Here is a 25,429-nt window from a genome sequence, read left to right on the forward strand (position 1 = left end):
ATCCCCTTATTTTGGTTCTAGTTGTCTTAAATAATCAATTGCATCATCCACTGTTTTGACAGGAACAATTTTCATCTTTGTACCAATTTCCTTTGCTGTTTTTACGGCTGTTGCATAATTTGATTCTAGTTCTGGATGCTTAGCCTTGATCTCCTCCGAAATTTCATCATCTGGTGCAAAGAAAATTTCCATGCCATCACGATCAGCGGCGATCACCTTATAATCAATTCCGCCAATTCTACCAACAGAGCCATCTACAAGCATTTCACCAGTGCCTGCAATTGCATAGCCTTTTGTTAAATCTTCCTCAAGTAGCTGGTCTAAAATTTCAAGCGTAAACATTAAGCCAGCAGATGGTCCCCCAATGTCCTCTGTTTTCATCGTTACCTTTGGATGGGTTTCAATTGATTTGCTTTCTGTATAGGAAATACCTAAACCTGCACGATGCTCTTCTGTATTCGGAATTTCCTTTAATGTAATCGTAGCTTGTTGTTGCTTCTCATTACGTATAAATTGAACGGTTACTTGATCGCCAAGTTGCTTCGGCTCTAAAAGATCTATCAACATTTGCTGATTTGTTATTTTTTGACCATCCACCTCAACAATTTCATCTCCAGCCTTTAAAATACCGTCAGATGCCCCACCATCTAATACGTTTAATATAAAAACGCCATTAAAATGTACCGTTGTTTCTAACCCTGCTCTTTGAAAAGCTACATATTTTGCATTAAATTGGGAATCAGACATTAATTTTAATTGTCGAATATTATATTCTTCATCATCTTCTAATGGATTACGCACTTGCTCGATATCCATAAGCTTTTGATATTTTTGCCATTTTGCCCATGCATAAGTAAATGGTGTCGCTTGCTGCATAGCAACTGTCATTAAGCTCATGGAGCCTTCACTATCTGCCTCTTTGCCACCGACAGTGACAAATTTACTGACATCATAGGCACTGCCAGGCTTCATAATATACGCGTCTAGTCGGTATAGCATCGAAAAACAAATCACGACTAATAACACTACATAAATACTAATTTTTTTCTTCAATTTAACACACCTCCTAGGACGCCTACAAAACGACACGTTCATGTTTTTGCCTTTTTCACATATATTGATTTTAGCATTTGCCTATGTGAATGACAAAAAGTTGAAACGAGATGATAACATGTTTGCTACAATTCAAATAGCGCTCTGCATAATTCTTATTCTCTTACTCTTGTTATTCCCACAAACTGCTCATAGTGGCACTGACTTAGGTTTAAATCTTTTTATGGAGGCACTATTTCCATATTTATTGCCATACCTTATATTGACACAATGGCTTCTACGTTTAACAGCTCCTATGCGTACGAAAACAAAACGTGCCTCATTATACGTACAAGCATATATAATTAGTGCACTTGGCGGCTATCCAACTGGCGCAACAACCATTGTTTACTTAAAAAATAGCGGTCAGTTACATGTAAAAGAAGCCAATTTTTTGCTTGCTGTTTGCCATGCACCAAGCCCACTCTTTGTCCTTGGTTTTGTAAGCCTTGATTTACTACACAGTAATACGTTTGGATGGTTGTTTTTATGTTTACTACATACGTTTAATATTTGTTGTTTAATAACTGGTTATTTTTTATTTCGCAAAACAGCTCCACCAAGTATCTCCGTCCACAATACACCACTATATACTGCACCTTTCTCAGAAAGTATTCGAGAAACAGCTCCAACCATCCTTTTAGTTGGTACAACCATTATCTTTTTTACAACGATTCAGACCATTGTGCAAGAGGGTTTAGACCAAATGTTTCCTACACTGCCCTATACCCTTGAACTTTCCATCGCAGCGATCCTAGAGGTGACAAATGGTCTTCAAATGACTGTTACAGCCTTTCCAGACCTTCCATATACCTCTTTACTAGTTGTCATTTTATTAACAATGCAAAGCATTAGCATTCATTTACAAATTTTCGTTATTGCTAAATCATCTAGACTCTCTGTTCGTCCCTATATTAAACTACGCCTTCTTAGCATAATCATTGTGCCAACTATTTATGCTCTATTTTTTCTGAAATAGCACACTACTTTCAGAGGCTATCCGTCACTTTGCAAGCTCTATCCACAAACAAAAAGAGGATGTCTACTACACTGACATCCTCTTTCACACTTATTTTATAAAGCCATATTTTTCTTTTAAAGCCTGTGCCACATAAGCAGGTACAAGCTCGTCCACATTGCCACCATATTTTGCAACTTCTTTCACAATGCTGGAGCTTAGGAATGAATACTGATTTTTCGTCATAATAAAAAATGTTTCAATCGTTTCATCTAAAAAACGGTTCATAGATGTAATTTGCATTTCATACTCAAAATCCGAAACCGCTCGCAAACCGCGCACAATAGCCTTTGCATTTTTTTCCTTCGCATAGTCGATTAACAGACCTGAAGAGCTCTCTATCCGAACATTTGGCAATGCCTTTGTAACCTCAGCCATTAAAGCCATACGTTCCTCTACAGAAAACAATGGCTGCTTCGCTGAATTATTTAAAACTGCTACATATACGATATCAAACACATCTGCTGCACGTTTAATAATATCTAAATGGCCCAATGTGACAGGGTCAAAACTTCCAGGAACTACGGCTATTTTCTCTGACAACTTATTCTCCCTCTTCCTCTGTACAGCGATAAACAGATATAATTGTTCCGCCATAAGTTTCTTGTCTTGTTAAGCTAAAATCTCCAAAGCTTTGAGGTAATTGCACCTCTTTCGCATGCTCGCATAAAATAATCCCATCTTGCTGAATTTTATGATGGTCAACAAGCGTTTGGACTAAATCATAGTATTCCTTTTGATGGTATGGTGGGTCTAAAAAAACAAGTTTAAATGTAAGGTCACGCTTTAATAGCGCTTTCACAGCCCGCTTTGCATCAATACGAAATAGCTCTGCATAATCCTCATAGCGGCATTTTTTTATATTTTCTTGTAGCACTTGAAATGCCTTTGCATCCTTTTCAATAAAAATCGCATGCTCTACACCACGACTTAGTGATTCAATCCCTAAGCCACCGCTTCCAGCAAATAAATCAAGTGCAATGCCCCCATCAAAAAATGGACCAATGATATTAAAGATTGATTCCTTTACTTTATCAGTTGTAGGTCTTGTTGTATTGCCAGCTATTGCTTTTAGTGGCATTCCTTTGCGCTCTCCTGCTACAACTCTCATAACAGCCTATCACCATACTTTCATTTATATCAATTACAACTTGCCATAGTTGTATCCAGATTTTTTCGGGTTTACGAGGGACACTGTGACCTCTACGGCTTGTACAAACAGCCGTTAAGTCAGCATAAAGCATTTTGCAGCGGAAGACTACGTCCCCGCTGCAAAAATTATTGTTGTTCTTGCGAAATAACTTGAATTTGTTGATCTTTCTTTTGTAAATCAACAAGGAATAAACGCTGTAACCACGTTTCCTCCACATAGTAACGATCAGCAATTTTAATAATCGGCTCTGAAATTGTTGAATATCTACGTTGATTGAATACATAGAAGCCATGATTTAGTGGGAAGCGGAATGTACGATTCTCACTATTGACGTAATAGCCATGCTCCCCTTCTCCAGCCGAATAGCCGAGATAAGGTAATAACGTATCTGCTGTATACAATTTTTGACCCTCATATAAAATAACACGAACATCCTCTCTCTGTATACCATCTACATATACCTTGCTTGCATCTTCAAATAATAGCGGATAGGTGCCATTTTTTTGAGCTGCATTTAATGTAAAGTAGGATGTTTTCGCATTTAATACTTGTGACAAATGATTATCCATTGTAGCTGGTGTAATCGGTTCATCGCTCATATTTTTTAGTGTATCTTGCCAAGCTTGCTGCTGATTAGCTGTCATATATTCATTTAATGTTTGAATAATTTTCTTTGCTTTATCTGTACCAATCACATCATTTACTAAATAGGATGCCACTACCTCTGGTAACCATTCTGGTGCATCTTCAAATGTAAATTGTGACTTTATTTGCGATAAAATCACTTCCTGCTCCACAGCTTCTGGCGTTAACGCTGGTAAAAATAACAATCGATCATCATGGGCTGTTACTGGGCTTTTATCTTGAATAATCGCAATATGTTCATCACTTAAAAACTGTATATTTTTCAATGCTTGAAGAAAATCATTTGGAATGGCTTGCTGTGCATAAATCGATAATACAGATGTTTGTTCCTGAAGCGCTAGCCCACCTGCCTGCCAATAAATATCATGCACAGCACCGTATCCGCTAAACATTGTATAATTAACCAGTGATAGCTGTTGCTGCCCAACTAATGGTAAGCCAGTTACCCATTGACCCTGCACTTTACTATCTGTTGAAATATGAACAATCGAATAGGATGCTTCCCCATTTGTTAGTGTGGCAAAAATATTTTGAAGCAGCATTTTATTTTTCAAGCCACCCTCAATTGGAATTATGTATGATACAGATTGTGATTTTGTTTCTCCCTTTGCAAAATAAGAAAGTTCTTCTGATAAACGATTGCAGCTTTTTTCATTTTCAATAAAGCAACTAGGGTTTACAGCTTTTTCTGGCCATTTAATGTTGACCTTTTGATCTGGTAAATTTTTAAAATGTTGTCGAATATCTAAACTATTTTCACGATAGACAATTTCTATTTCCTGAGAGTAATGAAAATCCCCCCCACCTGTTTCTAAATCGGATGAATAGGCATGGTATTGGAAAAATAGTGTCCCCGCAATAATAAGTGCTAGAATGGAAAAAAAGCTTAATGCAAATTTCATGTGCTTGACCTCCCGCAGCATGATACTATAAGGATTGGAAAGGATGTGCATTTATTATGCCACAACAATTTATAGAATTAGGAGAAGGCTATGGTGATGTTTACGAGCTACTCGAAATTATTAAAACGAATCAGGAACGCTTTCATCAAGCCTTTATACTAACCTCTACTACAAAAGAAGGTAAACAAGTTCTCTCATTAGCAGTTGCATTCAAACCAGTTGGCGAAAGTAAATTTATGCCTATTTATATTTGCCGTGAAGGCATTCCTTTTAATGAAGAACAACCGACACAGCGACAAAAAATGTTTGAAACACAAATAGAACAACTCAATCGAAAAGTAGTTGTTGTAGAAATAAAGCACTCATCTATATTTTCGGAATCAAAACTATTTTATCAATACTTAATCGGTATATTAAGACTAAATAACTATATACCTGCATTATCTTAATATTATAAACCTACCTTATAATCATATTCCTTGGCTTTATCTGGCTTCGCATTTTCATATTCTGTTTTTACAAATGGACGATAAGATTCCACAACGTCTTTCACAAATGGAAGGCGTTGTAGTTTTGTTGTCATCATATCAATGTCCTCACGATTGCAATAAAGCACAACGTATTTTTGCCTTCTTGAAATATAAAGAACATGACCATATTTTCGCAAAGATTTCGCATGTTTTAACTGATGGACGTAAACGATTAGCCCTTGTCGTTCGTTCATATTAGACTCCCTCATTTCTTACATAAAAGAATACCATAGACCAGAAAATGATAGCAACAGAGTTTAGCTGACAGATCGCTCAATTTTCCGTTATAATGAAAAACATACTTGTAGTAATTCAAATCACCACAAGTTACAATATATTTGAACCATTATTAAAGGACAAAAGCAAACATCATCTTTCACTTATACTAGTTACTAGTAAAGCATCTTGACTACAAGAGCTGATGAATATTTTTATATAAAGCGAATTATTAAGGAGGACAAATATGGGTAAGAAAACAAAAATTGCACTTGCCATCGCAGCAGCAAGTGCAGCAGCTTGGGCAGGTAGTAAGGCTATTTCGAAACCACAGCAACGTGAAGGTAAGCAAGCATTACAATTTGATCGCCCTATTATTCTTGCGCATCGTGGTGGAGCACATTTAGCGCCTGAGCATACAATGATCGCATTTGACAAGGCCGCACAATTAGGTGTAGATGGCTTTGAAATAGATATACGTTTAACAAAGGATGAGGAAATTATTGTTTTCCATGACGACACTGTTGAACGTACAACAGATGGTTATGGACTTGTAGCTGATATGACATTAGCAGAAATTAATGCCTTCAATCATGGCTATCAATTTCAAGATTTAGACGGGGCTTTCCCATATCGAGAAGAATCACTAAATGTTGTGACATTGCGCGAACTGCTTGAGGCTTACCCAAATATGCTTGTTAATATTGATATAAAGGATGCTCCAGATACATACGAAGGAAGTTTAATGCCTTCTAAGCTGTGGCGTTTAATTGAAGAGCTAGGGGCAGAAAATCGAGTTGTTGTCACAAGCTTTTATGGTGAGCAAATTGATCGCTTTAATTTATATGCACAAAACCAAGTAGCACTTGGCGCAGGCGAATCAGATGTACGCAAGGCATTTGCTTCCTTCTCAAGTCAATTTGGACATTTATATCATCCAAAGGTAGATGTCTTCCAGATTCCAACAAAATCTGGTGTACTCGCCTTAGATTCACCAAAGTTTATTCAGTTTTTAAATAACTTAAATATCCCTGTTCATTATTGGACAATCAATGATCTGGATATAATGAAAAAATTAATTAATAATGGCGCTAAGGGCATTATTACAGATCGACCTGACATTGCGATAGAGCTATTTCAAGCTCAAGCACCTATTGAACAATAAAAAGACAAAAATCCACGAATAGTACACGTGGATTTTTTCCTTTTTATATTAGCTCATGCATAATGGCGTCTGTTACCTCTCGTAATGTTGCTGTCCCACCTAAATCAGCCGTTTTGATACCCTGTGCTAATGTTGCTTCAATTGCATTTAATATTTTTGTTCCCACTTCAGGATAACCAAGAAAATCAATCATCATTTTGCCTGTCCATATTTGTCCAATTGGGTTAGCAATTCCTTGACCTGCAATATCTGGTGCAGAGCCATGAACAGGCTCAAACATAGATGGATACTGCCCTTCTATATTTAAATTTGCTGCTGGTGCAATGCCAATGCTGCCCATAATCGCGCCACCTAAATCTGTTAAAATATCTCCAAACAAATTAGATGCTACAATCACATCAAAGCTTTCTGGCTTCATTACTAAAAACGCTGCTAATGCATCAATATGATTGGATGCTTGGGCTATCGCTGAATATTCGTTGCCTACTTGTGCAAATACCTCATCCCAAAATGGCATACTATGTGTAATGCCATTAGATTTTGTCGCACTTGTTACATGCTGACGACGTGTTTTTGCTAGCTCAAATGCATAGCGTATCGCACGTTCTGTACCTTTTCTTGTAAAAACAGCATTTTGAATGGCTACTTCCTCTTGCCCGCTATGTAATCTCCCACCAATATCTGCATACTCTCCTTCAGAGTTTTCCCGCACAACAATAAAATCAAAATGATTCGGCTGCCGCAAAGGTGAAGGGAGCCCTTGCAGGAGCTTTGCAGGTCGTACATTAATGGATTGCTGCATTTCTCGACGAATTTTAATGAGCAATCCCCATAAGGAAATATGGTCTGGCACTAATGCAGGCATTCCTACTGCGCCTAAAAAAATATGGTCATATTGTTTTAATAGCTCAATCCCATTATCAGGCATCATTTTGCCTGTTTCTATATAATACTCACAGCCCCATGGAAAGGTTGTCCACTCAAAACAAAAACGCCCATCCAATGCAGCCGCTTTATTTAGCACCTCTATAGCAGCAGGTACAACCTCTTTTCCTATGCCATCCCCTGGTATAACAGCAATTCGATATGTTTGCATATTATTATTCCTCCCTATCAATTATGCCCCAGCATCAGGTACAGCCACTGGCACTGGAGCTTTTATCTTGGTTCAGTGGGCGTTTGGATACCCACTAAAAAAGACTGTATACAAACTCTTTTAATACCATCGAGTTGTCTACAGTCTAGTCGTAATGTGGATATATTAAGCTGAGCAAGAGCAGGAGCCGCCTGAGCCACATCCTCCTCCACAAGATGAACCAGCTGCAAAAAATGGATTACTAACAGGAACTTTTACTGCTTCTGAAACTGTTTTGCCTATTAATAGACTAATTTCATCCAGCAAATCCTGAAATTCATTTTCAGCAATCTTTAATGCTGAAACCTTCTCATTTAAGTCGAGTGCCCGCTTCTGCTGACGAATCGACTTCATAATTGTATGGTAGTCCGGATGATATTTTCCGAAACGTTGTACATCTTCGTACTGTTCCTTCATGCGATTAAATGCATAAATAGCCTCTACAAGCTGTACATCACTATACACTGCATCATATGCTTGCTGTAGTGCCTTTGCAGGTTCTGAGGAAAGAATCATCTCACAAAGCGCCTCCGCCTCATCCAAAATGATTACCCAGTCAGAGGTTATCATCATTTTTAATTCCCCCAATCTCTTTCCCATCATAACAGATTTTATGGTAATTTTACATTATTGATAATTTTAATGAAAGAGGTTTTCCAATTGATAACAACATCTAAAGGACAAATTGAACAATTACTAGCAGCTATTTTACAGGACAGCTCTGAGGAGGATGAGGAGGTTTTATTGCACCTTTTACAAGGGCTTCACGATAAACAGCAAGGCATTCATCGGCGTTATATTAATGCAGCCCTTCATATGATAGGCAAGTTTGAGCCTGATGTCAGCGAGGTGCGTATTCCCATTACACCTGTTATTCATAATACGATTAAAGTGCCACATGGAGGAATTATTGCAACAATTGCTGATGCCGCTATGGGAGGACTTGCTTCACGTGCTGCACCAGAGGGCTATAATGTTGTAACAACCAATATGAATATTAGCTATATTGCAACAACCAACAATAACGAGCTGATTGCACGTGGGCGCTTTGTACATAAAGGACGCCAAACATTTGTAATGGAGTGCGATATTGAAGATGAAACAGGGCGCAAACTAGCTATTGCAACAGGCTCTTTCTTTGTTATTCAACGTCGTCCGTCATAAAGCTAGCAAAGTAATCTTTAATGCATTGTTGGTCGGAAAAGGGCAATTTTTGATTTTTAATTTGCTGTGTTTGCTCATGCCCTTTTCCAGCCACAAGTACAATATCGCCTTTTTTTGCCTTTGCTAACGCCTGATGAATCGCTTGCCTACGATCTAAATAAATTTCATAGTATTGTTGCTCTGTAAAACCAGCAATAATGCTTTCATTAATAACAATAGGATCTTCATCACGTGGATTATCCGTTGTTAAATAAATAATATCTGCATATTTACTTGCTACAGCCCCCATTGCAAAGCGCTTCGCTTTATCCCGATTGCCACCACAGCTAAACACAAGATAAATGGTCTTTGAATGATCAAACGTTTGCAATACTGCTTGTAAGGCTTCTGCTGTATGTGCATAATCTACATAAACATCAATGCCTAATGGATTATCAATCTTTTCGAGTCTTCCTTCTGGTAGCTTTAATGACCACATATGCTCGATAATATCTTCCATAGGGATACCTAAACGCCATATAGCCATTAATGCTGCTGTCGCATTTTGAACATGATATTTCCCAACAAAGGGGATCTCCACAATATGCTCACTCGCAGTTGTTTGTAAACAAAGCACAGTCTTTCCAACGGATTCACTAATAATTTGGATATGTAAGTCATTGTGATGTTCAAAGCCAAATGAGCAGGATTTTTTCTTATCATAAATACCTACAGATCGGCAAAAATTATCATCTCCATTAATGACTAGCTTTTTTGATAAATCTGCTAATCGTTTCTTTGCACGTTTATATGCCTCTAATCCACCGTGGTCCTCTAAATGATCCTCTGATAAATTTAAAAATACACCACAATCAATATCACAATGATCGAGTCTATGCTGCTGTAGCCCCATTGAAGATGCTTCTAATACAACATGTGTCACACCTTTGCGTACGCATTGCTTTAATATTGGGTGCAACTCCTTTGCCTGTAATGTCGTTAATTGCTCATAAGCCGTCTGTTGCTTCTCACCATTGATGAAAAAGCCTACAGTGCCAATAACAGCAACTTTTTTGCGTAAGGCGCTAAGAAGCTGACTCACAAAATGGCTGACAGTCGTTTTACCATTTGTACCTGTTATTGCAATTACCGATAAAGCCTCTGCCGGAAAAGCGGCAAGCTTCGCACTTGCATACGACAAAAATAAAGCTGTATTCGGCACCCAAACAAAAGGAATATCCTTATCAATAATAGGTAGCGAGATACTTTCCTCAGCGACAATTGCAGCCGCCCCTCGTGCCAATGCCTCTTTCACAAAGCGACTGCCTGATGTTTTTTTTCCTTTGCGTACAATAAAAATATCGCCTGGTTGTACAGCTTGTGCATAGTCCTCTACACCTGTAATTACCGTTCGAATTGATCCTCCCGTCACACTGCATGGCCAGTCTTTCAATAGCTCTGCTAATTGCAAGCCTGATTCCCCCTTTCAGTTCTCTATCATATGACGGCCTTTGTAACGGTGTGACGAAAAATACAGAAGCCTAGCAAAGGGGAAAAAATAAAGACAAGCTCAATTTTACAAGCTTGTCTTTAGGCTACTTACTTAGTTGTTATGGAGCAGTGAGATCATCCTGTTCTTGCCCCTCTGTATCCTGCTCTTCATTCTCCACACTTGGCGCAGTAGAAGCAGGCTCTAGATAAATTTGTGTATAATAATTTACAAAAACGCCAGAACCAACGCTTGAATATTGTTCATCCAGTAATACTTTTCGATGCTCAGGTGAATTTGTCCAGCCATGCATCGCTTCAATCGCATCAAAATAGGCTGTCGCAAGATTTTCATTTGCTTCACTATAGTCAATACTTTGTGCCTGTAATCGCTTTTTTAAATCTCCATATGTCGGAGAATCATGTGCTAAAAAATTTTGTATCTTCATATCCTCACTATGCATTTTTGCCACTTCCTCTAATGACTTATTAATTTCTAATGGCGGCAATGCATGATGAATTCTTGTGACATTTAGTAAATCATCCAACTGTTTACCGCTAGCTATATCAATTTCTTGTTGTAAAAACGAGGAGGGTGGTGTGCGTCTAACTAGCTCACCCTGATAGCTCATCTCATATGGCTGATGCAGTACGAGTGTTTCACTATTTGTATAACGTATTCCTTGCAGCTCACTTGTTTCTCGATCTATATAAAGTTGTGCATAAAGCCCATCAAATTTAACAAGCAACCTTGTTTGCATATCTTCCTCACTCATTGAGAAAATAAAAATATTATCATCGACATTGGCTGTTACCTCATAGTCAATAATCGTCATACGGTATATTTCATCACGCTTTTGCCCCACCTTAAAGGGAGATGCATCGATTTCTTGTCCTGCTATGTAAACTTGTGTCACAACATTGTTTTCAACACCAACCATAAAAAACGTTGCAACATCTTTATTATAGACCCACCATTGATAGCCAAATGAAGATGGTTCTTTTCTAGCTGGCTCTCCATACTGCTCTAAAACAGCCTGTGTCCCCTTCCCAATCAATGTGGATATCCCTGTTTGTGGACGTGTCATTGCCCCAACAGCAGGCTGCTGCTTTAGCTGTGTTTGAGGAATAATATTAGGGTTAGCGTTTGGACCTTCTAATGGCTCATTTTCCTTTGGGGTATTAAAAAACATAAAGCCGATTAATGCAATTGCACCACAAATCATTAAAATGCGGAATAAAGCTTTCATACAGGACTCCTTTTCATCACCATTATTATCGTTATTATATCAATTAGAATTAGCTTGACACAATGTTGTCATTGCAACAATGTCGAATATGCTCTATTATAAAAATGAGCGTATACTTTGTACGAGAACCTAAAGGAGGACTATACATGTATTTTGAAAATACTAACCTTGAAAATTTAACAGCTGATCAAGAACTAATTGTCAGCATTATGAAAAAACATGGTTTAGAATGTGATGGTGGCTGGGATTACGAGCGTATGACATTCGATAAACGCTTTGATACTCGTGAAGGTCGTTACTACCTACGTGTATTTGCCTATGCTATCTCTGGTGATGTAGGTGCACATGATGCCATCCTTACATTAATGAAACCAGTTCTTGGTAAATACTATTACCCACATGGTGTTGAATATGGTGATGACGAAGTTTATCCAGCACACCTTGTAAAAAAATGTGAAGAAATCTTAAAAAAGGTTAAATTAGAATTAGATCAATTCGCAATTGAGCCTATCAATAAAAATAATTTTGAACCTATTGACGCAAACTAATCTTTAATCCATTAAAGTGACGGCACATATAGCGTAAATAGCTTCGTTGTTCTGAAAAGACTGGTCATCCAGTCTTTTTTTATCTGCACGAAAGCGAAGCGTCAGCGACAGATGCTTCAGCATTCTATTAGCCTAAAGCTTCAACGAATACCGTGCACTTTAAATTTGAGTAAAAATAAAATTTTATCTCATACTACCTATATCTATTACAAGATGTAGGTGAGAACATTGTTATCCTTTTTCAATCATCCCTTTTTCCGTCATCCCATTATCGTGATAGCTATTGGTATTCTTATTGTTTGGTTAATTTCATTATCATTGCCCATTTTACTTGCCTACTTTACTGCACTGCTTTTAGAGCCTGTTGTTATTCGCATGTGCAAACGTTTCCGAAAAAAACGTAAAATGGTCGTATCCATCTTTTTTTTATGTTTTCTTAGCATCTCATTACTAGTATGTGCGCTTCTCCTCTTTATAAGCTGGAAACAATTTTCATCATTTATGCTTCATATCCCAGACTATCTAAATCAATTATCGGCGATATGGATTCAGCTACAATCCAAGCTTAGCAACTACACCTATCATTTACCTGTAGAGCTTGTTGCACAAATCCAAGCTATAATTGTTAAGGCTTTAGCTTCTATTGAGAAATTTGCTCTATCTTTAACAAATACCAATGTATGGTCAGTATTATTCACCTATATTCCATCACGTTTATTTGATATTTTTGTTTATTGGATTGTTTTATATATGCTGTTATTGGAATTGCCCTCCATCAACCATAAATTATTACTATCTGTCCCTTTCCATTATCAGCAAAAAATTATTTTTATTGGGCAGCGTGTAAAAATAGCATTATTTGGCTTTTTAAAGGCACAAGTATTTGTAGGTGTTGGCATATTTGCTCTATCTGTTATTACCTTTTATATTTTAAAAACACCCTTTCCTATTCTTTTATCATTGCTTCTTGTTTTTTTAGATATTATTCCGTTTCTCGATTCATTTCTTGTCCTGATTCCATGGGCGGTATATAAAGCTTTTACAGGTGAATATCTCTTTGCTGTTGCCTTAATACTGCTTACTGTGGCTCTATTTTTAGTGCGTCGCATGATTGAACCAAAAATTATCGGCAATAAAATTGGGCTTTCCTCCCTTACTACCTTTATCGCAATGTTTATTGGCTTTAAAGTATTTGGCTTTCTCGGCATTTTAATAGGGCCATTGCTTATTGTTGTCGTGCTATCGATCTTCCAACCAAGTACAAAAAATCTCCCATCCTTACAAAAATAAGGAGGGAGATTTCATTAAAATCCTAATATCGCTTTAATAACAGATGTTGTTTCACCCGGTTCAAATAATACATACAATAGTATATACACTAATACACCTGTGATTGCCACAAAGAACCAAATAATACTTGTAATCGGTCCAATACGTCTGTGTAGCTTAATATTTGTTTTTAGCCCTGAAATAATACTAACAATCCCAAATACTGCTCCAACTGTTGCCAGGATAATATGGAAAATAAGGAAGAACGTATAATATGGCTTTAAATGTTCTCCGCCACCAAAGGCAGTATTCCCAACAAAGATTGTACGTGAAGCATAAATAATAAAGAAGATAAGTGCAGCAGCACCCGCAGCCAGCATCACTTTTTTATGTGCTTCTACATTTCTTTTTAAAATTAAGCCCCAACCTATTGCTACGAGTACAGCACTAATAACAATAAATGATGTACTAATAGTAGGCAAAATTTTTAAATCCATTCTCAAAACCCCTTATACAAAGTAAATTTCTATTTTACAATCCATGTTGCTGTTGACTTTCCCATTTCTTTTGATGTGCAGCTAACGCATCAGCAGTAATTTTATCTGGGTCTTTTTGTTCAGTGCGATACCATTTTGTAAAAATAACAGTAATTAATACACCAAAAATAAGCTCTTGTAAAATTTTCATAAGAACACCACCCAATTGCTGATCGGCAACAGGCTTCATATCTGTAAATAGCTCAGGCCCTGATAGTGATAAACCTGATAATGTGGAGGCTGGCACACAAAGCTCCATTGCCTTTAGCCAAGCGTCACCATTTGTATATGTTTCATAAAGTGCATTAGGTGCGAAAATAATCAATCCACATGCAGGCGTAATTAACACAGCATTCGCAATAATATAAGCCAATTTATGCAGTGGCTTCATTTGAGCACCGTCTGGCATATTTTGAATTAAAGGCCAGTACATAAAAACAGCGGAAAGGAATAATACAAGTGTATAAACATTGTGTAATATTTCATTCAATTTAATATAATCCATCACTGAAGGTAGATGATAGAAAGAAAATAGACCAATAAACACAAAAACTGCAACAACTGGTAATGTCATAATTTTAAATATCGTTCGAGCAACGGGAGCCTCCATTACAACCTTCCAAAGCCACCAAGGAATCCCTTTAATTAAGAAAATCGGTACAAGCAGTAATAGCACAGCCATTTGCACCATATGCATTGTAAACATAATATGCGCCATTAAATCAATAGGCGATCCTTTAATAATATAAATTGTCACCATGGCTAACACAAAATAAATAGCCTCACCCTTTTTTAAAGGCTCACTTACTTTAAAATCTTTGCGCCACTTTGTTGTGACTAAAAAATAAACTACTGTTATAAAAATAAGAACCCCAATCAAGTATGGGCTCCATAATGCTTGAAAACCAAAAATACTAAGTGGCATATAGAACGCACTCCTTTAAACTTCAGTATCCCTATTATAGAACGCTTACAGCCATACTGCAATGAACGAAAGGTGAACAAATATTAAGTTTAGACCTGCATCCTCTGCGTATACTATGACAAGCTCCCTTACTAGATTATCTTTAAATATCGAAAATTAAAATAGAAGACTTGTTGATAAAAAATATTATAGACTAAAATTTCCATACTCATACAAAGTATCTTCTTTCTACTACTATATAAAATTTTTTCAGCAATATAAAAGCACGTTCGTTATGTTGAAACGAACGTGCTCTTTTTGGTGCTTACCACCAAATAATTGTTAAGAATGCTAAGAAGAATGTAAAGGCAATAACCATTCCCATCCACATAAAGAAGCCAATTACACCACCGAAGTGTGTCTTTTTATCCTCTAAGTGCATGAAAGAATAGAGCTGCAGTACAACTTGAACACCCGCAAGTAATAAAATAAACGGGAAGACTAAGTATTTAGAGAAACCAGCCGCAGCCATGCCAAATGCGATAAATGTAAGGAAAATCATAATCGCAAAATTGATGACTTGCTTACGCATATGAACGGCATTATGATGACGATCATATTCGTATTGTGCCTGTGATTTAGCAACTATAGGTGTATCGTGTGAAGACATTATCCGATCACTCCCATCAAGTATACTACTGTAAAGATAAATACCCAAACTACGTCGATAAAGTGCCAATATAAAGCAGCCACGAAGAACTTAGGTGCATTGTATAAGTTTAGACCACGTTTTGCATTGCGAATCATTAACGTTAAAATCCAAACAAGACCTAATGATACGTGGAAACCATGCGTACCTACTAATGAGTAGAAAGCAGTGGCAAACGCCGATTGTGTAAATGTAAAGCCAAGATGTGTATAGTGATAAAACTCATAAATTTCTAAAGCTAAGAAACCAAAGCCTAGCAACACTGTAATACCAAACCATGTTTGCATCCCTTTAAAGTTAAAGTTACGCATATGGTGAATCGCATAAACAGATGTTAGTGAAGATGTTAATAGTAACATTGTCATCGCAAATGCTAATGGTAATTCATATAGACCTTGAGTTGTGAACTCCATGCCAGCTGGCCCTTTGTTCTTAAGCGCTAAGTAAGTAGCAAATAAACTTGCGAAAAGTACAACTTCACAGGCAAGGAAAATCCAGAAACCAACGACTTTATTTTTCCCCTCCATTGTAGCTTGTTCAGGGTGATCTGGCCAAGTGTGAGGAGTAAATTTAGTATTGAAATCCATTATTTATTGCCTCCTTTGCCGTAAAGATGCTCTTCAATTTCAAGAATCTCTTCTTTGTGTAAATGGAAGCCATGATCGTCTTTAACAGATCGGAAAATCATCGCACCAAATGTAATTGCAAGACCAATAATTAATACATAAATTGACCATGGTTTATCTGCATCTGGATTATAAAGTGCACCGAATGCTGCGATAAACATACCTAATGAAATAACGAATGGAATCGCTGAGTTATTTGGCATATGAATGTCACCGATTGGCTCAGCAAATGTCACTTCTTTATTACCTTCTTGCTTTTCAATCCACCATGGGTCTAAACCACGAACAAGTGGTGTTTGACGGAAATTATAGAATGGAATTGGTTGTGGAATTGACCATTCTAATGTACGTCCATCACCCCAAGGGTCGCGACCTGCTGGTTTACCTTTAATCGACATTAAGCAGTTGATTACCATCATGATAACCCCAACGCCCATCATTAATGCACCGATTGTAGAAATATAGTTGAACTGATCCCAACCTTGCCCTTCCATGTAAGTGAATACACGACGTGGCATACCCATTAAACCTAAGAAATGCTGTAGGAAGAATGTTAAATGGAATCCGATAAAGAATACCCAGAATGTCCATTTTCCTAACGTTTCGTTCAACATACGGTTGAAGAAAATTGGCCAGTAGAAGTGCGCTGAACCAAATAATGCTGTAACGATACCACCAACGATTACATAGTGGAAGTGAGCTACGATAAAGTAAGAATCATGTAATTGATAGTCAAGAGGTGCAGATGCTTGCATAACCCCTGTAACCCCACCCGCAACGAATGACGGGATAAAACCAAGTGCATAAAGCATCGGTGTTGTAACTTTAATTGATCCGCCCCAGATTGTTAAAATCCAGTTGAATACCTTCATACCTGTTGGAACGGCAATTGCCATTGTTGCAACAGCGAAGATTGCGTTTGCTGTTGGTCCTAAACCAACTGTAAACATATGGTGGGCCCAAACCATGAACCCTAGGAAACCGATTAAAATTGTTGCGAATACCATTGAAGAGTATCCGAATAAACGTTTACGAGAGAACGCTGGAATAATCTCAGAGAATAAACCAAACGCTGGTAATACTAAGATATAAACTTCTGGGTGTCCAAAGATCCAGAATAAGTGCTCCCAAATAATTGTGTTACCACCCATCATATGGTCAAAGAAGTTACCGCCGAACATACGGTCAAATAACATCATTAATAAACCAATTGTTAATGGAGGGAATGCGAATAAAATTAACGCACTTGATACCATTGATGTCCAAGTGAATAATGGCATACGCATAAATGTCATACCTGGAGCACGCATTGTAATGATCGTCACAATAAAGTTAAGACCTGAAATTAACGTACCTGCCCCTGAAATTTGTAAACCAAGTACATAGAAGTCAATCCCATGTCCTGGAGAGTATAAAGATAATGATGCATAAGAAGTCCAGCCCGCATCAGGAGCGCCACCCATAAAGAATGACAGGTGAAGGAATACTGCACCCAGGAAGAATAACCAGAACCCTAAAGAGTTAAGGAACGGAAATGCAACGTCACGTGCACCAATTTGTAATGGTACAAGCATGTTCATAAATGCGAATAATAATGGAGTCGCAGCTAAGAATAACATTGTTGTTCCGTGCATCGTTAATAGTTCATTGAAAAAACCAGCTGACACAAAATCATTATTTGGCTTCATTAACTGAATACGCATTAATAATGCTTCAGCACCAGCAATAGCGAAGAACAATGTACCGGCTAATAAATACATTACTGCTAACTTTTTATGGTCAACAGTTGTAATGTAATCCCAGACAGTTGCTCCAAAGCCCTTTTTCTGTGTGTATGAGCTCACAACTTTTACCTCCCTCAAAATTTGTTACATATAAACAAAAAATTATTTTTCAACTGATAAGCCCATGATATAACTTGCAAGAGCTTCTATTTCTTCATCAGATAAATCGCCATAAATAGGCGCAGTGCCCTCAGCGTTCATCATTAAGTTACCTGGTTTGAATTCCTCAGGGTTTTTAATCCAAGCTTTTAAGCTTTCTTCATTGTGCTCTAAGAAGCCAGCAACACGGTTACGATCACCAAATGTAGTTAAGTTTGGACCTGGTGCACCACTTGCTCCTGAGCCTGAAACAGCATGACAGCCTAAGCAGCTATTAGCAAAAGTTGCTTCACCAAGGTCTGTTGATTCTTTATCAGCAGTTTGGCCTTCTGTCGCTTGCATAGCAGCTACCCATGCATCAAATGCCTCTGGGCTTAATGTTTTTACTTTAAAGTCCATTAATGCGTGTGAAGGTCCACATAGCTCAGCACATTTACCATAAAATACGCCATCTTTTAAATCTTTGGATTCTTGGTCAAATTCTAAGTAGAATTTGTTTAAGTTCTCTACGTTTGTATCCATTTTACCGCCTACAGCAGGAATCCAGAATGAGTGCTTAACATCAGCAGCCTTTAAATTAAAGTAAACCTTTTCACCTGTTGGGACTACTAGCTCTTGAGCAGTTACAATACCTTGGTTAGGGTATTCAAATTCCCACCAGTACAATTTTGCTGTTACATTAACTGTTAGGGCTGTTTTGTTCCCCTCTTCATCTACCTCATCCATTGCAGCAACATCTGCAAATTTATAAGTAGTTGTAACAACTGGTACAGCGATAATTAATAATAAAATAATTGGAATAACTGTCCAAATCACTTCTAACGTATGGCTACCCTCTACTTGTTTAGGAATAACATTTTCCCCAACGCGTGAACGACGGTATTTTACGAATGCAAGTAAATAGATAACAGATACTATTACTACTACTAGCGTCATAATTACAGTAGTTAACAGTAATAGATTTAATTGTTGTCTGCCTACTTCTCCAGTTGGTTTCAGCGTAGATAGATAATCTTCACCACATCCTGAAAGGAAAACCATCATCACTGCTAGAAGTGAAAAAAGACGCCATTTTTTAAGCCCTTTCATCATAGCTTAATTAAACCCCTCTTTCTTTGTTGTATTTTCATGTGTACCTAGGACATTAGTTCTGTCTATATGAATTCTTTAGAAAAAGAAAGAATCCCCTAAATTAGCTAAACACCGCAAATATAATGATGGCTACAAATAGTATTGTCATATGATTCAATGAGTAAATAAACATTTTATTTGCCCATTTCATATCATCATTTGTAGTAAAGCCTTTTAGAGCTAGTATTAACCAACCTAAGTTCAATGCAGTAGCAAGAGTTAAAAAGCCAATTCCAAGCTCTGGTAACAGGAAAGGTAACGGGAATAATAAAAGAATCCAAAATAGCATGGAATACTTTGTTCGTTTAAATCCTTTTACAACAGGTAGCATTGGTATTTTAGCTGCACGGTATTCCTCTGTACGTTTCATAGCAAGCGCATAAAAATGCGGTGGCTGCCATGCGAACATAATAAGAAATAAGGCAAGTGCTCCTAAGCCTAAAGTAGGCTCAACCGCTGCATATCCAATAATCGGAGGAATAGCCCCAGAAATGCTTCCTACAACCGTGTTACTAACATGCTTTCTCTTTGACCACATTGAATACAGAACAACATAAGCAAATATTCCTAGTAGTCCCCACATGCCGGCCGCAAACGATGCCGCAAATAACAAAATTTCACCTACAATTAAAAATGAGAGGGCAATGGTCAATACTAAATTTGGCTTAAATCTACCAGTTACTGTCGGTCTTGCCTTCGTTCTTTTCATGATCGGATCGATATCCTGATCAATAAAGTTGTTCATTGCGCCTGAGCCACCAATGATTAATGCCGCACCTAGCATGGTGTAGAATATGACATCAAGCTCTTGCAAGAAATGTCTACTAGTTAATTGAAACGCCAGCCACATCCCTGTAAATGTTGTGACAAGATTCGAGTTAACGATGCCAATTTTTATTAGTGCTAAAAAATCTTTTACAACGGATGTTGTTTCTGGCTCTGGATTTCTAGTAGCCGCCAGTGTACGACCGTTTGACATATTACCTCTCCTTTCATTTTTGTAAGCATATTCCGCTATCATAACTATAGCGAAATTTGCGATTGATTTCTAGACATTAAGTGAAATTTAGATGAAGTTGTAAAAATTAGTTTTGCCTAGAAATATAAATAAAAACAACATATCTATAGTAAAACATTTTCTAAAATCAATTGTGAAGGTTAAAGCACGAAATTATGAACAATTTGTGAAATGGAATCGACATCTATTAGTCCCTTCTCTTTACAAGTTGTTTTTTAAACGTATTTTCGATATTATCTAGTAGCAGAAACATTACGCTCTTGTAATGTTGATAGATAAAGTAGGTGACTCATTTTATGCAACACAACAGGTATTTGAAGTGGTTTGCTGTTGCCGCTACAGTTGGAATGCTCCTAATTTTACTTGGTGGAGCGCTTGTTACAAAAACAGATAGTGGCTTAGGCTGTGGTCGAAACTGGCCTGATTGTAATGGATCTCTTATTCCAAAGGAAATTACACCAGAAGTTCTTATTGAATTTTCACATCGCCTTGTGACTGGAGTCGTATCTATTTCAATTCTTGTACTAACAGTTTGGACATGGCGTAAACTCGGACATATTCGTGAAGTAAAGTTATTAGGTTTTTTGGCAATGTTTTTCTTAATCGCACAGGCTTTAATTGGAGCAGCCCAAGTGTTATGGGGGCAAGGTGATTTTATCCTAGCGCTGCATTTTGGAATTTCTCTTATTTCCTTTGCTGCTGTTCTTCTGCTTTCTATGATTGTATTTGAAGTGGATCGGAAATTTGATGCTGATAACGTATTTATGGGGAAAAAATTACGTTGGCATACAATTGCTGTCACAATTTATTCTTATTTAGTCGTTTATACAGGAGCGCTTGTACGACATACGGATTCTAGCTTAATTTGTCCTGACTGGCCATTTTGCTATAATGAATCACCTTTAGCACTGCCAAACAATATGTATGAATGGGTGCAAATGGGGCATCGTCTAGCTGTTCTTATTATTTTCATTTGGATTGCATACATAACTTGGCATGCTGTGAAAGAATATAAAAACCAGCGTGTTATTTATTATGGTTGGATTATTGCCTTTACAATCGTTGTTTTACAAGTAATTGCGGGTATGTTAGTAGTCCTGACAAGATTAAATTTAACAGTTGCTTTACTACATTCGCTATTTATTTCTCTGTTATTTGGTTTATTATGTTATATGATTATGCTAGTCGCTCGTAGTAACTATAATGAAAAGAAGAAATAGCACATGAAAAGGATTCGGCACGAGAGGATGTGCCGAATCTTTTATCTTTTTTCCTGCTTTTTCATTGTTTCTGATCCTATAATTCCAATAATTAAAATAATCACAGATACTAGTGCATAATCTTTAAAAAAGGTTGTAAATGGAATGTCAAAATAGACACAAATTGCTGTTACAATGCGTCCTCCTAATAAAATTAAGCCAATAATCAGCAGCCAATTAAATAGCGTTTTTAGTATTTTAAACTTCCCCCTACTTGCATAACTCTCCATATAGCTTAACATATATTCATAAATAGCTCTTTGATTGAAGGTGCTGTCCATCATCCTATTCTTATCTTTCCATCCCTAATATAAAAAAGGCTATTAGACGCTAATATGCATCTAATAACCTTTTAAGCATTTATTATTCCATTTCAATCAATAGATCGCCTGTGGAAATGGCATCACCTGCGGCAACATAAACCTCTTTAATAATACCATCCTTTGGTGCTTGGACAGTTGTTTCCATTTTCATTGCCTCTGTAATCAGAAGGTGATCACCGCGTTTCACAGGGCTGCCTTTCGAGATAACAACCTTTAACACGGTTCCTGGCATTGTTGCACCAATTTGATTTGGATTGCTGGAGTCTGCCTTTAAGGCTACACTACCATCCACTTCTACTGTCATATCTTGAATCACTAGCTCACGAGATTGGCCGTTGAGCTCAAAGTATAAAACACGCGTACCATCGTGCTGTGGTTCACCGATGGATACTAATTTAATAATTAATGTTTTTCCTTTTTCAATTTCAACCTCAATAATTTCCCCTAGCTTTAAGCCGTATAGGAATGTTGGTGTATCTAACACGGAAATATTGCCAAAGGATTCGGCTGTTTTAGCATACTCTTCAAAAACTTTTGGATACAATGCATAGGCTAGGACATCTTTCTTGGTTACAGGACGGCTTAATTGATCCTCTAGATGTGCTGCTAGCTGTTCAAATTGAATTGGCTCTAATAGCTCTCCAGGACGTACTGTGATCGCTTCACGGTCCTTTAAAACAACCTTTTGCAGCTCCTCTGGGAATCCACCATGTGGCTGCCCAAGATAGCCTTGGAAGAACTCAATCACAGAGTCTGGGAAGTCAATTGTTTGCCCTCTTGTTAAAACAGTATGTTCATCCAAATCGTTTTGTACCATAAAGAGTGCCATATCCCCGACTACCTTCGATGATGGCGTCACTTTGACAATATCGCCAAATAGAAGGTTGACGCGAGAATACATATGTTTTACTTCTTCCCAACGGTCGCCAAGCCCTACTGCTTTTGCTTGCTGTTGTAGGTTACTATATTGTCCGCCAGGCATTTCATGCACATAAATTTCAGAATGTGGACTAATCATACCACTTTCAAAATCCTTGTAGTATTTACGCACATCCTCCCAGTAGTAGGATAGCTTTTCAAGCGAGTCAATATCCGCACGTACCTCACGCTGACTGCCTTTCATCGCATAGTATAAGGAGTTTGCACTTGGCTGTGATGTAAGACCAGCCATTGCACCTAATGCTGTATCAACAATATCTACGCCTGCCTCAATTGCTTTGGCATATAAGTAAATACCATTACCGCTTGTATCATGTGTATGCAGATGGATTGGCAGATTTGTTGTGTCTTTTAGCTCTGAAATTAAACGATAGGCTGCTTCTGGCTTTAATAAACCAGCCATATCTTTAATCGCTAAAATATGTGCACCTGCTGCCTCTAGCTCCTTCGCCATATCCTTGTAGTATTGTACAGAATATTTCGCGCGTGTATCATCCAAAATATCGCCTGTGTAGCAAATCGCTGCTTCAGCAATTTTGCCAGATTGACGTGCTGCATCAATCGCTACTTCCATGCCCTTAATCCAGTTTAAGCTATCGAAAATACGGAATACATCAATGCCTGATGCAGCCGATTCTGCAATAAATTCACGGATAAGGTTATCAGGATAGTTGGTATAACCAACGGCATTCGCCCCGCGCAAAAGCATTTGGAATAATACATTCGGAATTTGCTCACGCAGCTTCGCTAGGCGCTCCCATGGGTCTTCTTTTAAGAAGCGGTATGCGACATCAAATGTTGCGCCACCCCACATTTCTAACGAGAATAGCTGGTGCATCATACGTGCTGTCGCATCAGCCACCTGGAACATATCCTGTGAACGTACACGAGTTGCTAGTAATGATTGGTGAGCATCACGGAAGGTTGTATCCGTTAAAAGCACATCATCCTGTGCTAAAATCCATTTTACTAAGCCTTCAGGTCCTTGTGCATCCAAGATTTGCTTTGTACCAGCTGGTGGCACAATCAATGGGTCAAATTTAGGCACGCTTGGCTGTACAAAAATAGGCTTGGACTTCTTCTCCACTCCTGGGAAGCCGTTTAGTGTAACATTGCCAATATAGCTTAATAGCTTTGTCCCACGGTCTTTTCTGACGGGGAATTCAAATAGCTCTGGTGTTGTATCAATAAAGCTTGTATCAAAGGCGCCTGATAAAAATTGTTCATGTGTTACTACATTATTTAAAAATGGAATATTTGTTTTCACACCACGAATACGGAATTCCTTTAAGTTACGATCCATTTTCGCAGCTGCTTCTTTAAATGTCATACCTGATGTAGAAATTTTCACAAGCAGGGAATCATAGTAAGGTGTCACTACAGCACCTTGGAAGCCATTTCCTGCATCTAAGCGTACTCCGAAACCACCACTTGAACGGTATACCATTAATTTTCCTGTATCTGGCATAAAGTCATTAGCGGGGTCCTCTGTTGTGACACGAGCTTGAATCGCATAGCCAATCATTGGGATATCTGCCTGCTTTGGCATATGAATTTCTTCACCATGCAGGGCATAACCCGCTGCTACTTTAATTTGAGCATGAACAATATCGACGCCTGTAATCATCTCTGTAATCGTATGCTCTACTTGAATACGCGGATTCACCTCAATGAAATAAAAATCATCGCCTGCGACTAAAAATTCCACCGTCCCTGCATTTATGTACGAGACATTCTTCATTAATTGCACGGCTGCTTCACAAATGCGCTGTCTTAATTCCTCAGAAATAGAGTTCGATGGCGCAATTTCCACTACTTTTTGGTGACGACGCTGGATCGAGCAATCACGCTCATACAAATGCACAAGATTGCCATGCTGGTCACCAATAATTTGCACTTCAATATGCTTTGGCTTGATAATCGCCTTTTCCACATAGACCTCATCAGAGCCAAATGCAGCTTTAGCTTCTGACTTTGCACGCTCATAGGCAGATGCAAGTTCCTCTTGTGTATGCACAAGACGCATCCCACGACCACCGCCACCAAGCGCTGCCTTAATCATAATTGGATAGCCATAAGTGCTGGCAAAATCCTCTACCTCTGCTAACTGGGCAACGGGGCCGTCTGTGCCAGGAATAACTGGAATATTGGCCGCAATCGCTTGTTCACGCGCTTTGACCTTATCGCCAAACATATCTAAATGTTGAGATGTTGGACCAATAAAGATAATGCCTTCTTCCTCACAGCGACGTGCAAACTCTACATTTTCTGATAAAAAACCATACCCTGGATGAATCGCATCAACATCTGCATCCTTGGCAATAGCAATAATCCCTTCAATATCTAAATACGCATCGATTGGTTTTTTGCCAGCTCCTACTAAATAGGCTTCATCTGCTTTAAAGCGATGAAAAGCCCCACTATCCTCCCTTGAATAGATCGCAACTGTTCGAATATCTAGCTCCGTACAGGCACGGAAAATGCGAATTGCAATTTCGCCTCGATTGGCTACGAGAATTTTGTTAATTGATTCCATAGGTATCCTCC

Annotated in this window: 25 protein-coding genes; 7 read left to right on the forward strand and 18 right to left on the reverse strand. The window is 38.0% G+C overall.

Going from position 1 to position 25,429, the window contains the following annotated elements; all coding sequences use genetic code 11:
• Positions 1–6 precede the first annotated feature (6 nt).
• Positions 7–1,053 (reverse strand): SepM family pheromone-processing serine protease, encoded by a 1,047-nt coding sequence (locus tag ACIQVU_RS03600; RefSeq protein ID WP_340804620.1) that lies wholly within the window; start codon positions 1,051–1,053, stop codon positions 7–9.
• Positions 1,054–1,171: 118 nt separating this feature from the next.
• Between ACIQVU_RS03600 and ACIQVU_RS03605 the strand changes: the two genes are divergently transcribed.
• Positions 1,172–2,071 carry a hypothetical protein gene (locus ACIQVU_RS03605; RefSeq protein WP_402893880.1) on the forward strand — a complete coding sequence of 300 codons (900 nt, stop codon included), beginning with the start codon at positions 1,172–1,174 and terminating at the stop codon, positions 2,069–2,071.
• 90 nt (positions 2,072–2,161) lie between these two features.
• On the opposite strand, the gene coaD is transcribed toward ACIQVU_RS03605, so the two are convergent.
• From coaD to ACIQVU_RS03620, 3 genes are all read right to left on the reverse strand, one after another.
• On the reverse strand, positions 2,162–2,653 hold the full coding sequence (coaD, locus tag ACIQVU_RS03610) for a pantetheine-phosphate adenylyltransferase (RefSeq protein ID WP_340804618.1): 492 nt from the start codon (positions 2,651–2,653) through the stop codon (positions 2,162–2,164).
• A 1-nt stretch (position 2,654) separates the two neighbouring features.
• Entirely contained in the window at positions 2,655–3,221 is a 567-nt protein-coding gene (gene rsmD / locus ACIQVU_RS03615; protein ID WP_340804617.1) for a 16S rRNA (guanine(966)-N(2))-methyltransferase RsmD, read from the reverse strand.
• 167 nt (positions 3,222–3,388) lie between these two features.
• Complete coding sequence (locus tag ACIQVU_RS03620) at positions 3,389–4,810, reverse strand: RNA polymerase II (RefSeq protein ID WP_402893884.1); 1,422 nt, start codon at positions 4,808–4,810, stop codon at positions 3,389–3,391.
• Positions 4,811–4,866: 56 nt separating this feature from the next.
• On the opposite strand from ACIQVU_RS03620, the gene ACIQVU_RS03625 reads away from it, so the two are divergent.
• Positions 4,867–5,259 (forward strand): DUF7147 family protein, encoded by a 393-nt coding sequence (locus ACIQVU_RS03625; RefSeq protein WP_340804615.1) that lies wholly within the window; start codon positions 4,867–4,869, stop codon positions 5,257–5,259.
• Positions 5,260–5,261: 2 nt separating this feature from the next.
• Here ACIQVU_RS03625 and ACIQVU_RS03630 read toward each other — a convergent pair whose 3' ends face one another.
• On the reverse strand, positions 5,262–5,534 hold the full coding sequence (locus ACIQVU_RS03630; protein ID WP_036125303.1) for a YlbG family protein: 273 nt from the start codon (positions 5,532–5,534) through the stop codon (positions 5,262–5,264).
• Positions 5,535–5,803: 269 nt separating this feature from the next.
• Here ACIQVU_RS03630 and ACIQVU_RS03635 point away from each other — a divergent pair, with 269 nt between their 5' ends.
• Positions 5,804–6,721, forward strand: a complete 918-nt coding sequence (locus ACIQVU_RS03635; RefSeq protein WP_340804614.1) for a glycerophosphodiester phosphodiesterase family protein — start codon at positions 5,804–5,806, stop codon at positions 6,719–6,721.
• A gap of 43 nt (positions 6,722–6,764) precedes the next feature.
• Here the strand turns inward: ACIQVU_RS03635 and ACIQVU_RS03640 are convergent, their stop codons facing one another.
• Both ACIQVU_RS03640 and ACIQVU_RS03645 read right to left on the reverse strand, forming a co-directional pair.
• Positions 6,765–7,817: a tartrate dehydrogenase gene (locus tag ACIQVU_RS03640; RefSeq protein ID WP_340804611.1), complete on the reverse strand. Its 1,053-nt coding sequence runs from the start codon at positions 7,815–7,817 to the stop codon at positions 6,765–6,767.
• A gap of 165 nt (positions 7,818–7,982) precedes the next feature.
• On the reverse strand, positions 7,983–8,429 hold the full coding sequence (locus ACIQVU_RS03645) for a YlbF/YmcA family competence regulator (protein ID WP_340804609.1): 447 nt from the start codon (positions 8,427–8,429) through the stop codon (positions 7,983–7,985).
• Positions 8,430–8,516: 87 nt separating this feature from the next.
• Here ACIQVU_RS03645 and ACIQVU_RS03650 point away from each other — a divergent pair, with 87 nt between their 5' ends.
• Positions 8,517–9,020 carry a PaaI family thioesterase gene (locus ACIQVU_RS03650; RefSeq protein ID WP_402893889.1) on the forward strand — a complete coding sequence of 168 codons (504 nt, stop codon included), beginning with the start codon at positions 8,517–8,519 and terminating at the stop codon, positions 9,018–9,020.
• On the opposite strand, the gene ACIQVU_RS03655 is transcribed toward ACIQVU_RS03650, so the two are convergent.
• Positions 8,998–10,470 (reverse strand): UDP-N-acetylmuramoyl-L-alanyl-D-glutamate--2,6-diaminopimelate ligase, encoded by a 1,473-nt coding sequence (locus ACIQVU_RS03655; protein ID WP_340804607.1) that lies wholly within the window; start codon positions 10,468–10,470, stop codon positions 8,998–9,000. The genes ACIQVU_RS03650 and ACIQVU_RS03655 overlap by 23 nt on opposite strands.
• Positions 10,471–10,609: 139 nt before the next feature.
• The gene (locus tag ACIQVU_RS03660) at positions 10,610–11,737 is read right to left on the reverse strand and encodes a CAP domain-containing protein (protein WP_340804606.1); all 1,128 of its coding nucleotides are present in this window, start codon (positions 11,735–11,737) and stop codon (positions 10,610–10,612) included.
• Between the two features lie 146 nt (positions 11,738–11,883).
• Between ACIQVU_RS03660 and ACIQVU_RS03665 the strand changes: the two genes are divergently transcribed.
• Both ACIQVU_RS03665 and ytvI read left to right on the forward strand, forming a co-directional pair.
• Positions 11,884–12,285, forward strand: a complete 402-nt coding sequence (locus tag ACIQVU_RS03665) for a YugN family protein (protein ID WP_340804605.1) — start codon at positions 11,884–11,886, stop codon at positions 12,283–12,285.
• A gap of 219 nt (positions 12,286–12,504) precedes the next feature.
• Positions 12,505–13,575 (forward strand): sporulation integral membrane protein YtvI, encoded by a 1,071-nt coding sequence (gene ytvI / locus ACIQVU_RS03670; protein WP_340804603.1) that lies wholly within the window; start codon positions 12,505–12,507, stop codon positions 13,573–13,575.
• A 14-nt stretch (positions 13,576–13,589) separates the two neighbouring features.
• Here ytvI and ACIQVU_RS03675 read toward each other — a convergent pair whose 3' ends face one another.
• The 7 genes from ACIQVU_RS03675 to cyoE all read right to left on the reverse strand — a co-directional run bounded on the left by ACIQVU_RS03675 (position 13,590) and on the right by cyoE (position 20,322).
• Positions 13,590–14,051: a DUF420 domain-containing protein gene (locus ACIQVU_RS03675; protein WP_340804602.1), complete on the reverse strand. Its 462-nt coding sequence runs from the start codon at positions 14,049–14,051 to the stop codon at positions 13,590–13,592.
• Positions 14,052–14,085: 34 nt separating this feature from the next.
• Positions 14,086–15,015, reverse strand: a complete 930-nt coding sequence (gene ctaG, locus ACIQVU_RS03680) for a cytochrome c oxidase assembly factor CtaG (protein ID WP_402893900.1) — start codon at positions 15,013–15,015, stop codon at positions 14,086–14,088.
• Positions 15,016–15,319: 304 nt separating this feature from the next.
• Positions 15,320–15,664 carry a cytochrome C oxidase subunit IV family protein gene (locus ACIQVU_RS03685; protein WP_340804599.1) on the reverse strand — a complete coding sequence of 115 codons (345 nt, stop codon included), beginning with the start codon at positions 15,662–15,664 and terminating at the stop codon, positions 15,320–15,322.
• Positions 15,664–16,290 (reverse strand): cytochrome (ubi)quinol oxidase subunit III, encoded by a 627-nt coding sequence (locus tag ACIQVU_RS03690; RefSeq protein WP_340804597.1) that lies wholly within the window; start codon positions 16,288–16,290, stop codon positions 15,664–15,666. Before ACIQVU_RS03690 ends, ACIQVU_RS03685 begins: the two co-directional genes overlap by 1 nt.
• Positions 16,290–18,173, reverse strand: a complete 1,884-nt coding sequence (ctaD, locus tag ACIQVU_RS03695) for a cytochrome c oxidase subunit I (RefSeq protein ID WP_340804596.1) — start codon at positions 18,171–18,173, stop codon at positions 16,290–16,292. The genes ACIQVU_RS03690 and ctaD overlap by 1 nt, the downstream gene beginning before the upstream one ends.
• A 42-nt stretch (positions 18,174–18,215) precedes the next feature.
• Positions 18,216–19,304 (reverse strand): cytochrome c oxidase subunit II, encoded by a 1,089-nt coding sequence (gene coxB, locus ACIQVU_RS03700; RefSeq protein ID WP_340804595.1) that lies wholly within the window; start codon positions 19,302–19,304, stop codon positions 18,216–18,218.
• Between the two features lie 100 nt (positions 19,305–19,404).
• On the reverse strand, positions 19,405–20,322 hold the full coding sequence (gene cyoE / locus ACIQVU_RS03705; protein WP_340804593.1) for a heme o synthase: 918 nt from the start codon (positions 20,320–20,322) through the stop codon (positions 19,405–19,407).
• A gap of 335 nt (positions 20,323–20,657) precedes the next feature.
• Here cyoE and ACIQVU_RS03710 point away from each other — a divergent pair, with 335 nt between their 5' ends.
• Positions 20,658–21,581, forward strand: coding sequence for a COX15/CtaA family protein (locus tag ACIQVU_RS03710; RefSeq protein ID WP_340804592.1), 924 nt, complete (start codon positions 20,658–20,660; stop codon positions 21,579–21,581).
• A 41-nt stretch (positions 21,582–21,622) separates the two neighbouring features.
• On the opposite strand, the gene ACIQVU_RS03715 is transcribed toward ACIQVU_RS03710, so the two are convergent.
• Positions 21,623–21,904 (reverse strand): hypothetical protein, encoded by a 282-nt coding sequence (locus ACIQVU_RS03715; RefSeq protein ID WP_402893906.1) that lies wholly within the window; start codon positions 21,902–21,904, stop codon positions 21,623–21,625.
• A 79-nt stretch (positions 21,905–21,983) separates the two neighbouring features.
• Entirely contained in the window at positions 21,984–25,418 is a 3,435-nt protein-coding gene (gene pyc / locus ACIQVU_RS03720; protein WP_340804589.1) for a pyruvate carboxylase, read from the reverse strand.
• Between the last annotated feature and the right edge of the window lie 11 nt (positions 25,419–25,429).

It is taken from the genome of Lysinibacillus sp. NPDC098008 (assembly GCF_044760715.1).
Classification (GTDB): Bacteria; Bacillota; Bacilli; order Bacillales_A; family Planococcaceae; genus Lysinibacillus.

Excerpts from the sequence above, each read along its gene's own strand:
- ACIQVU_RS03605 (WP_402893880.1), top strand. The coding sequence starts at position 1,172 with ATGTTTGCTACAATTCAAATAGCGCTCTGCATAATTCTTATTCTCTTA.
- rsmD (WP_340804617.1), bottom strand. The coding sequence starts at position 3,221 with ATGAGAGTTGTAGCAGGAGAGCGCAAAGGAATGCCACTAAAAGCAATA.
- ACIQVU_RS03620 (WP_402893884.1), bottom strand. The coding sequence starts at position 4,810 with ATGAAATTTGCATTAAGCTTTTTTTCCATTCTAGCACTTATTATTGCG.
- ACIQVU_RS03625 (WP_340804615.1), top strand. The coding sequence starts at position 4,867 with ATGCCACAACAATTTATAGAATTAGGAGAAGGCTATGGTGATGTTTAC.
- ACIQVU_RS03630 (WP_036125303.1), bottom strand. The coding sequence starts at position 5,534 with ATGAACGAACGACAAGGGCTAATCGTTTACGTCCATCAGTTAAAACAT.
- ACIQVU_RS03635 (WP_340804614.1), top strand. The coding sequence starts at position 5,804 with ATGGGTAAGAAAACAAAAATTGCACTTGCCATCGCAGCAGCAAGTGCA.
- ACIQVU_RS03640 (WP_340804611.1), bottom strand. The coding sequence starts at position 7,817 with ATGCAAACATATCGAATTGCTGTTATACCAGGGGATGGCATAGGAAAA.
- ACIQVU_RS03645 (WP_340804609.1), bottom strand. The coding sequence starts at position 8,429 with ATGATGATAACCTCTGACTGGGTAATCATTTTGGATGAGGCGGAGGCG.
- ACIQVU_RS03660 (WP_340804606.1), bottom strand. The coding sequence starts at position 11,737 with ATGAAAGCTTTATTCCGCATTTTAATGATTTGTGGTGCAATTGCATTA.
- ACIQVU_RS03665 (WP_340804605.1), top strand. The coding sequence starts at position 11,884 with ATGTATTTTGAAAATACTAACCTTGAAAATTTAACAGCTGATCAAGAA.
- ACIQVU_RS03675 (WP_340804602.1), bottom strand. The coding sequence starts at position 14,051 with ATGGATTTAAAAATTTTGCCTACTATTAGTACATCATTTATTGTTATT.
- ctaG (WP_402893900.1), bottom strand. The coding sequence starts at position 15,015 with ATGCCACTTAGTATTTTTGGTTTTCAAGCATTATGGAGCCCATACTTG.
- ACIQVU_RS03685 (WP_340804599.1), bottom strand. The coding sequence starts at position 15,664 with ATGTCTTCACACGATACACCTATAGTTGCTAAATCACAGGCACAATAC.
- ACIQVU_RS03690 (WP_340804597.1), bottom strand. The coding sequence starts at position 16,290 with ATGGATTTCAATACTAAATTTACTCCTCACACTTGGCCAGATCACCCT.
- coxB (WP_340804595.1), bottom strand. The coding sequence starts at position 19,304 with ATGATGAAAGGGCTTAAAAAATGGCGTCTTTTTTCACTTCTAGCAGTG.
- cyoE (WP_340804593.1), bottom strand. The coding sequence starts at position 20,322 with ATGTCAAACGGTCGTACACTGGCGGCTACTAGAAATCCAGAGCCAGAA.
- ACIQVU_RS03710 (WP_340804592.1), top strand. The coding sequence starts at position 20,658 with ATGCAACACAACAGGTATTTGAAGTGGTTTGCTGTTGCCGCTACAGTT.
- ACIQVU_RS03715 (WP_402893906.1), bottom strand. The coding sequence starts at position 21,904 with ATGATGGACAGCACCTTCAATCAAAGAGCTATTTATGAATATATGTTA.
- pyc (WP_340804589.1), bottom strand. The coding sequence starts at position 25,418 with ATGGAATCAATTAACAAAATTCTCGTAGCCAATCGAGGCGAAATTGCA.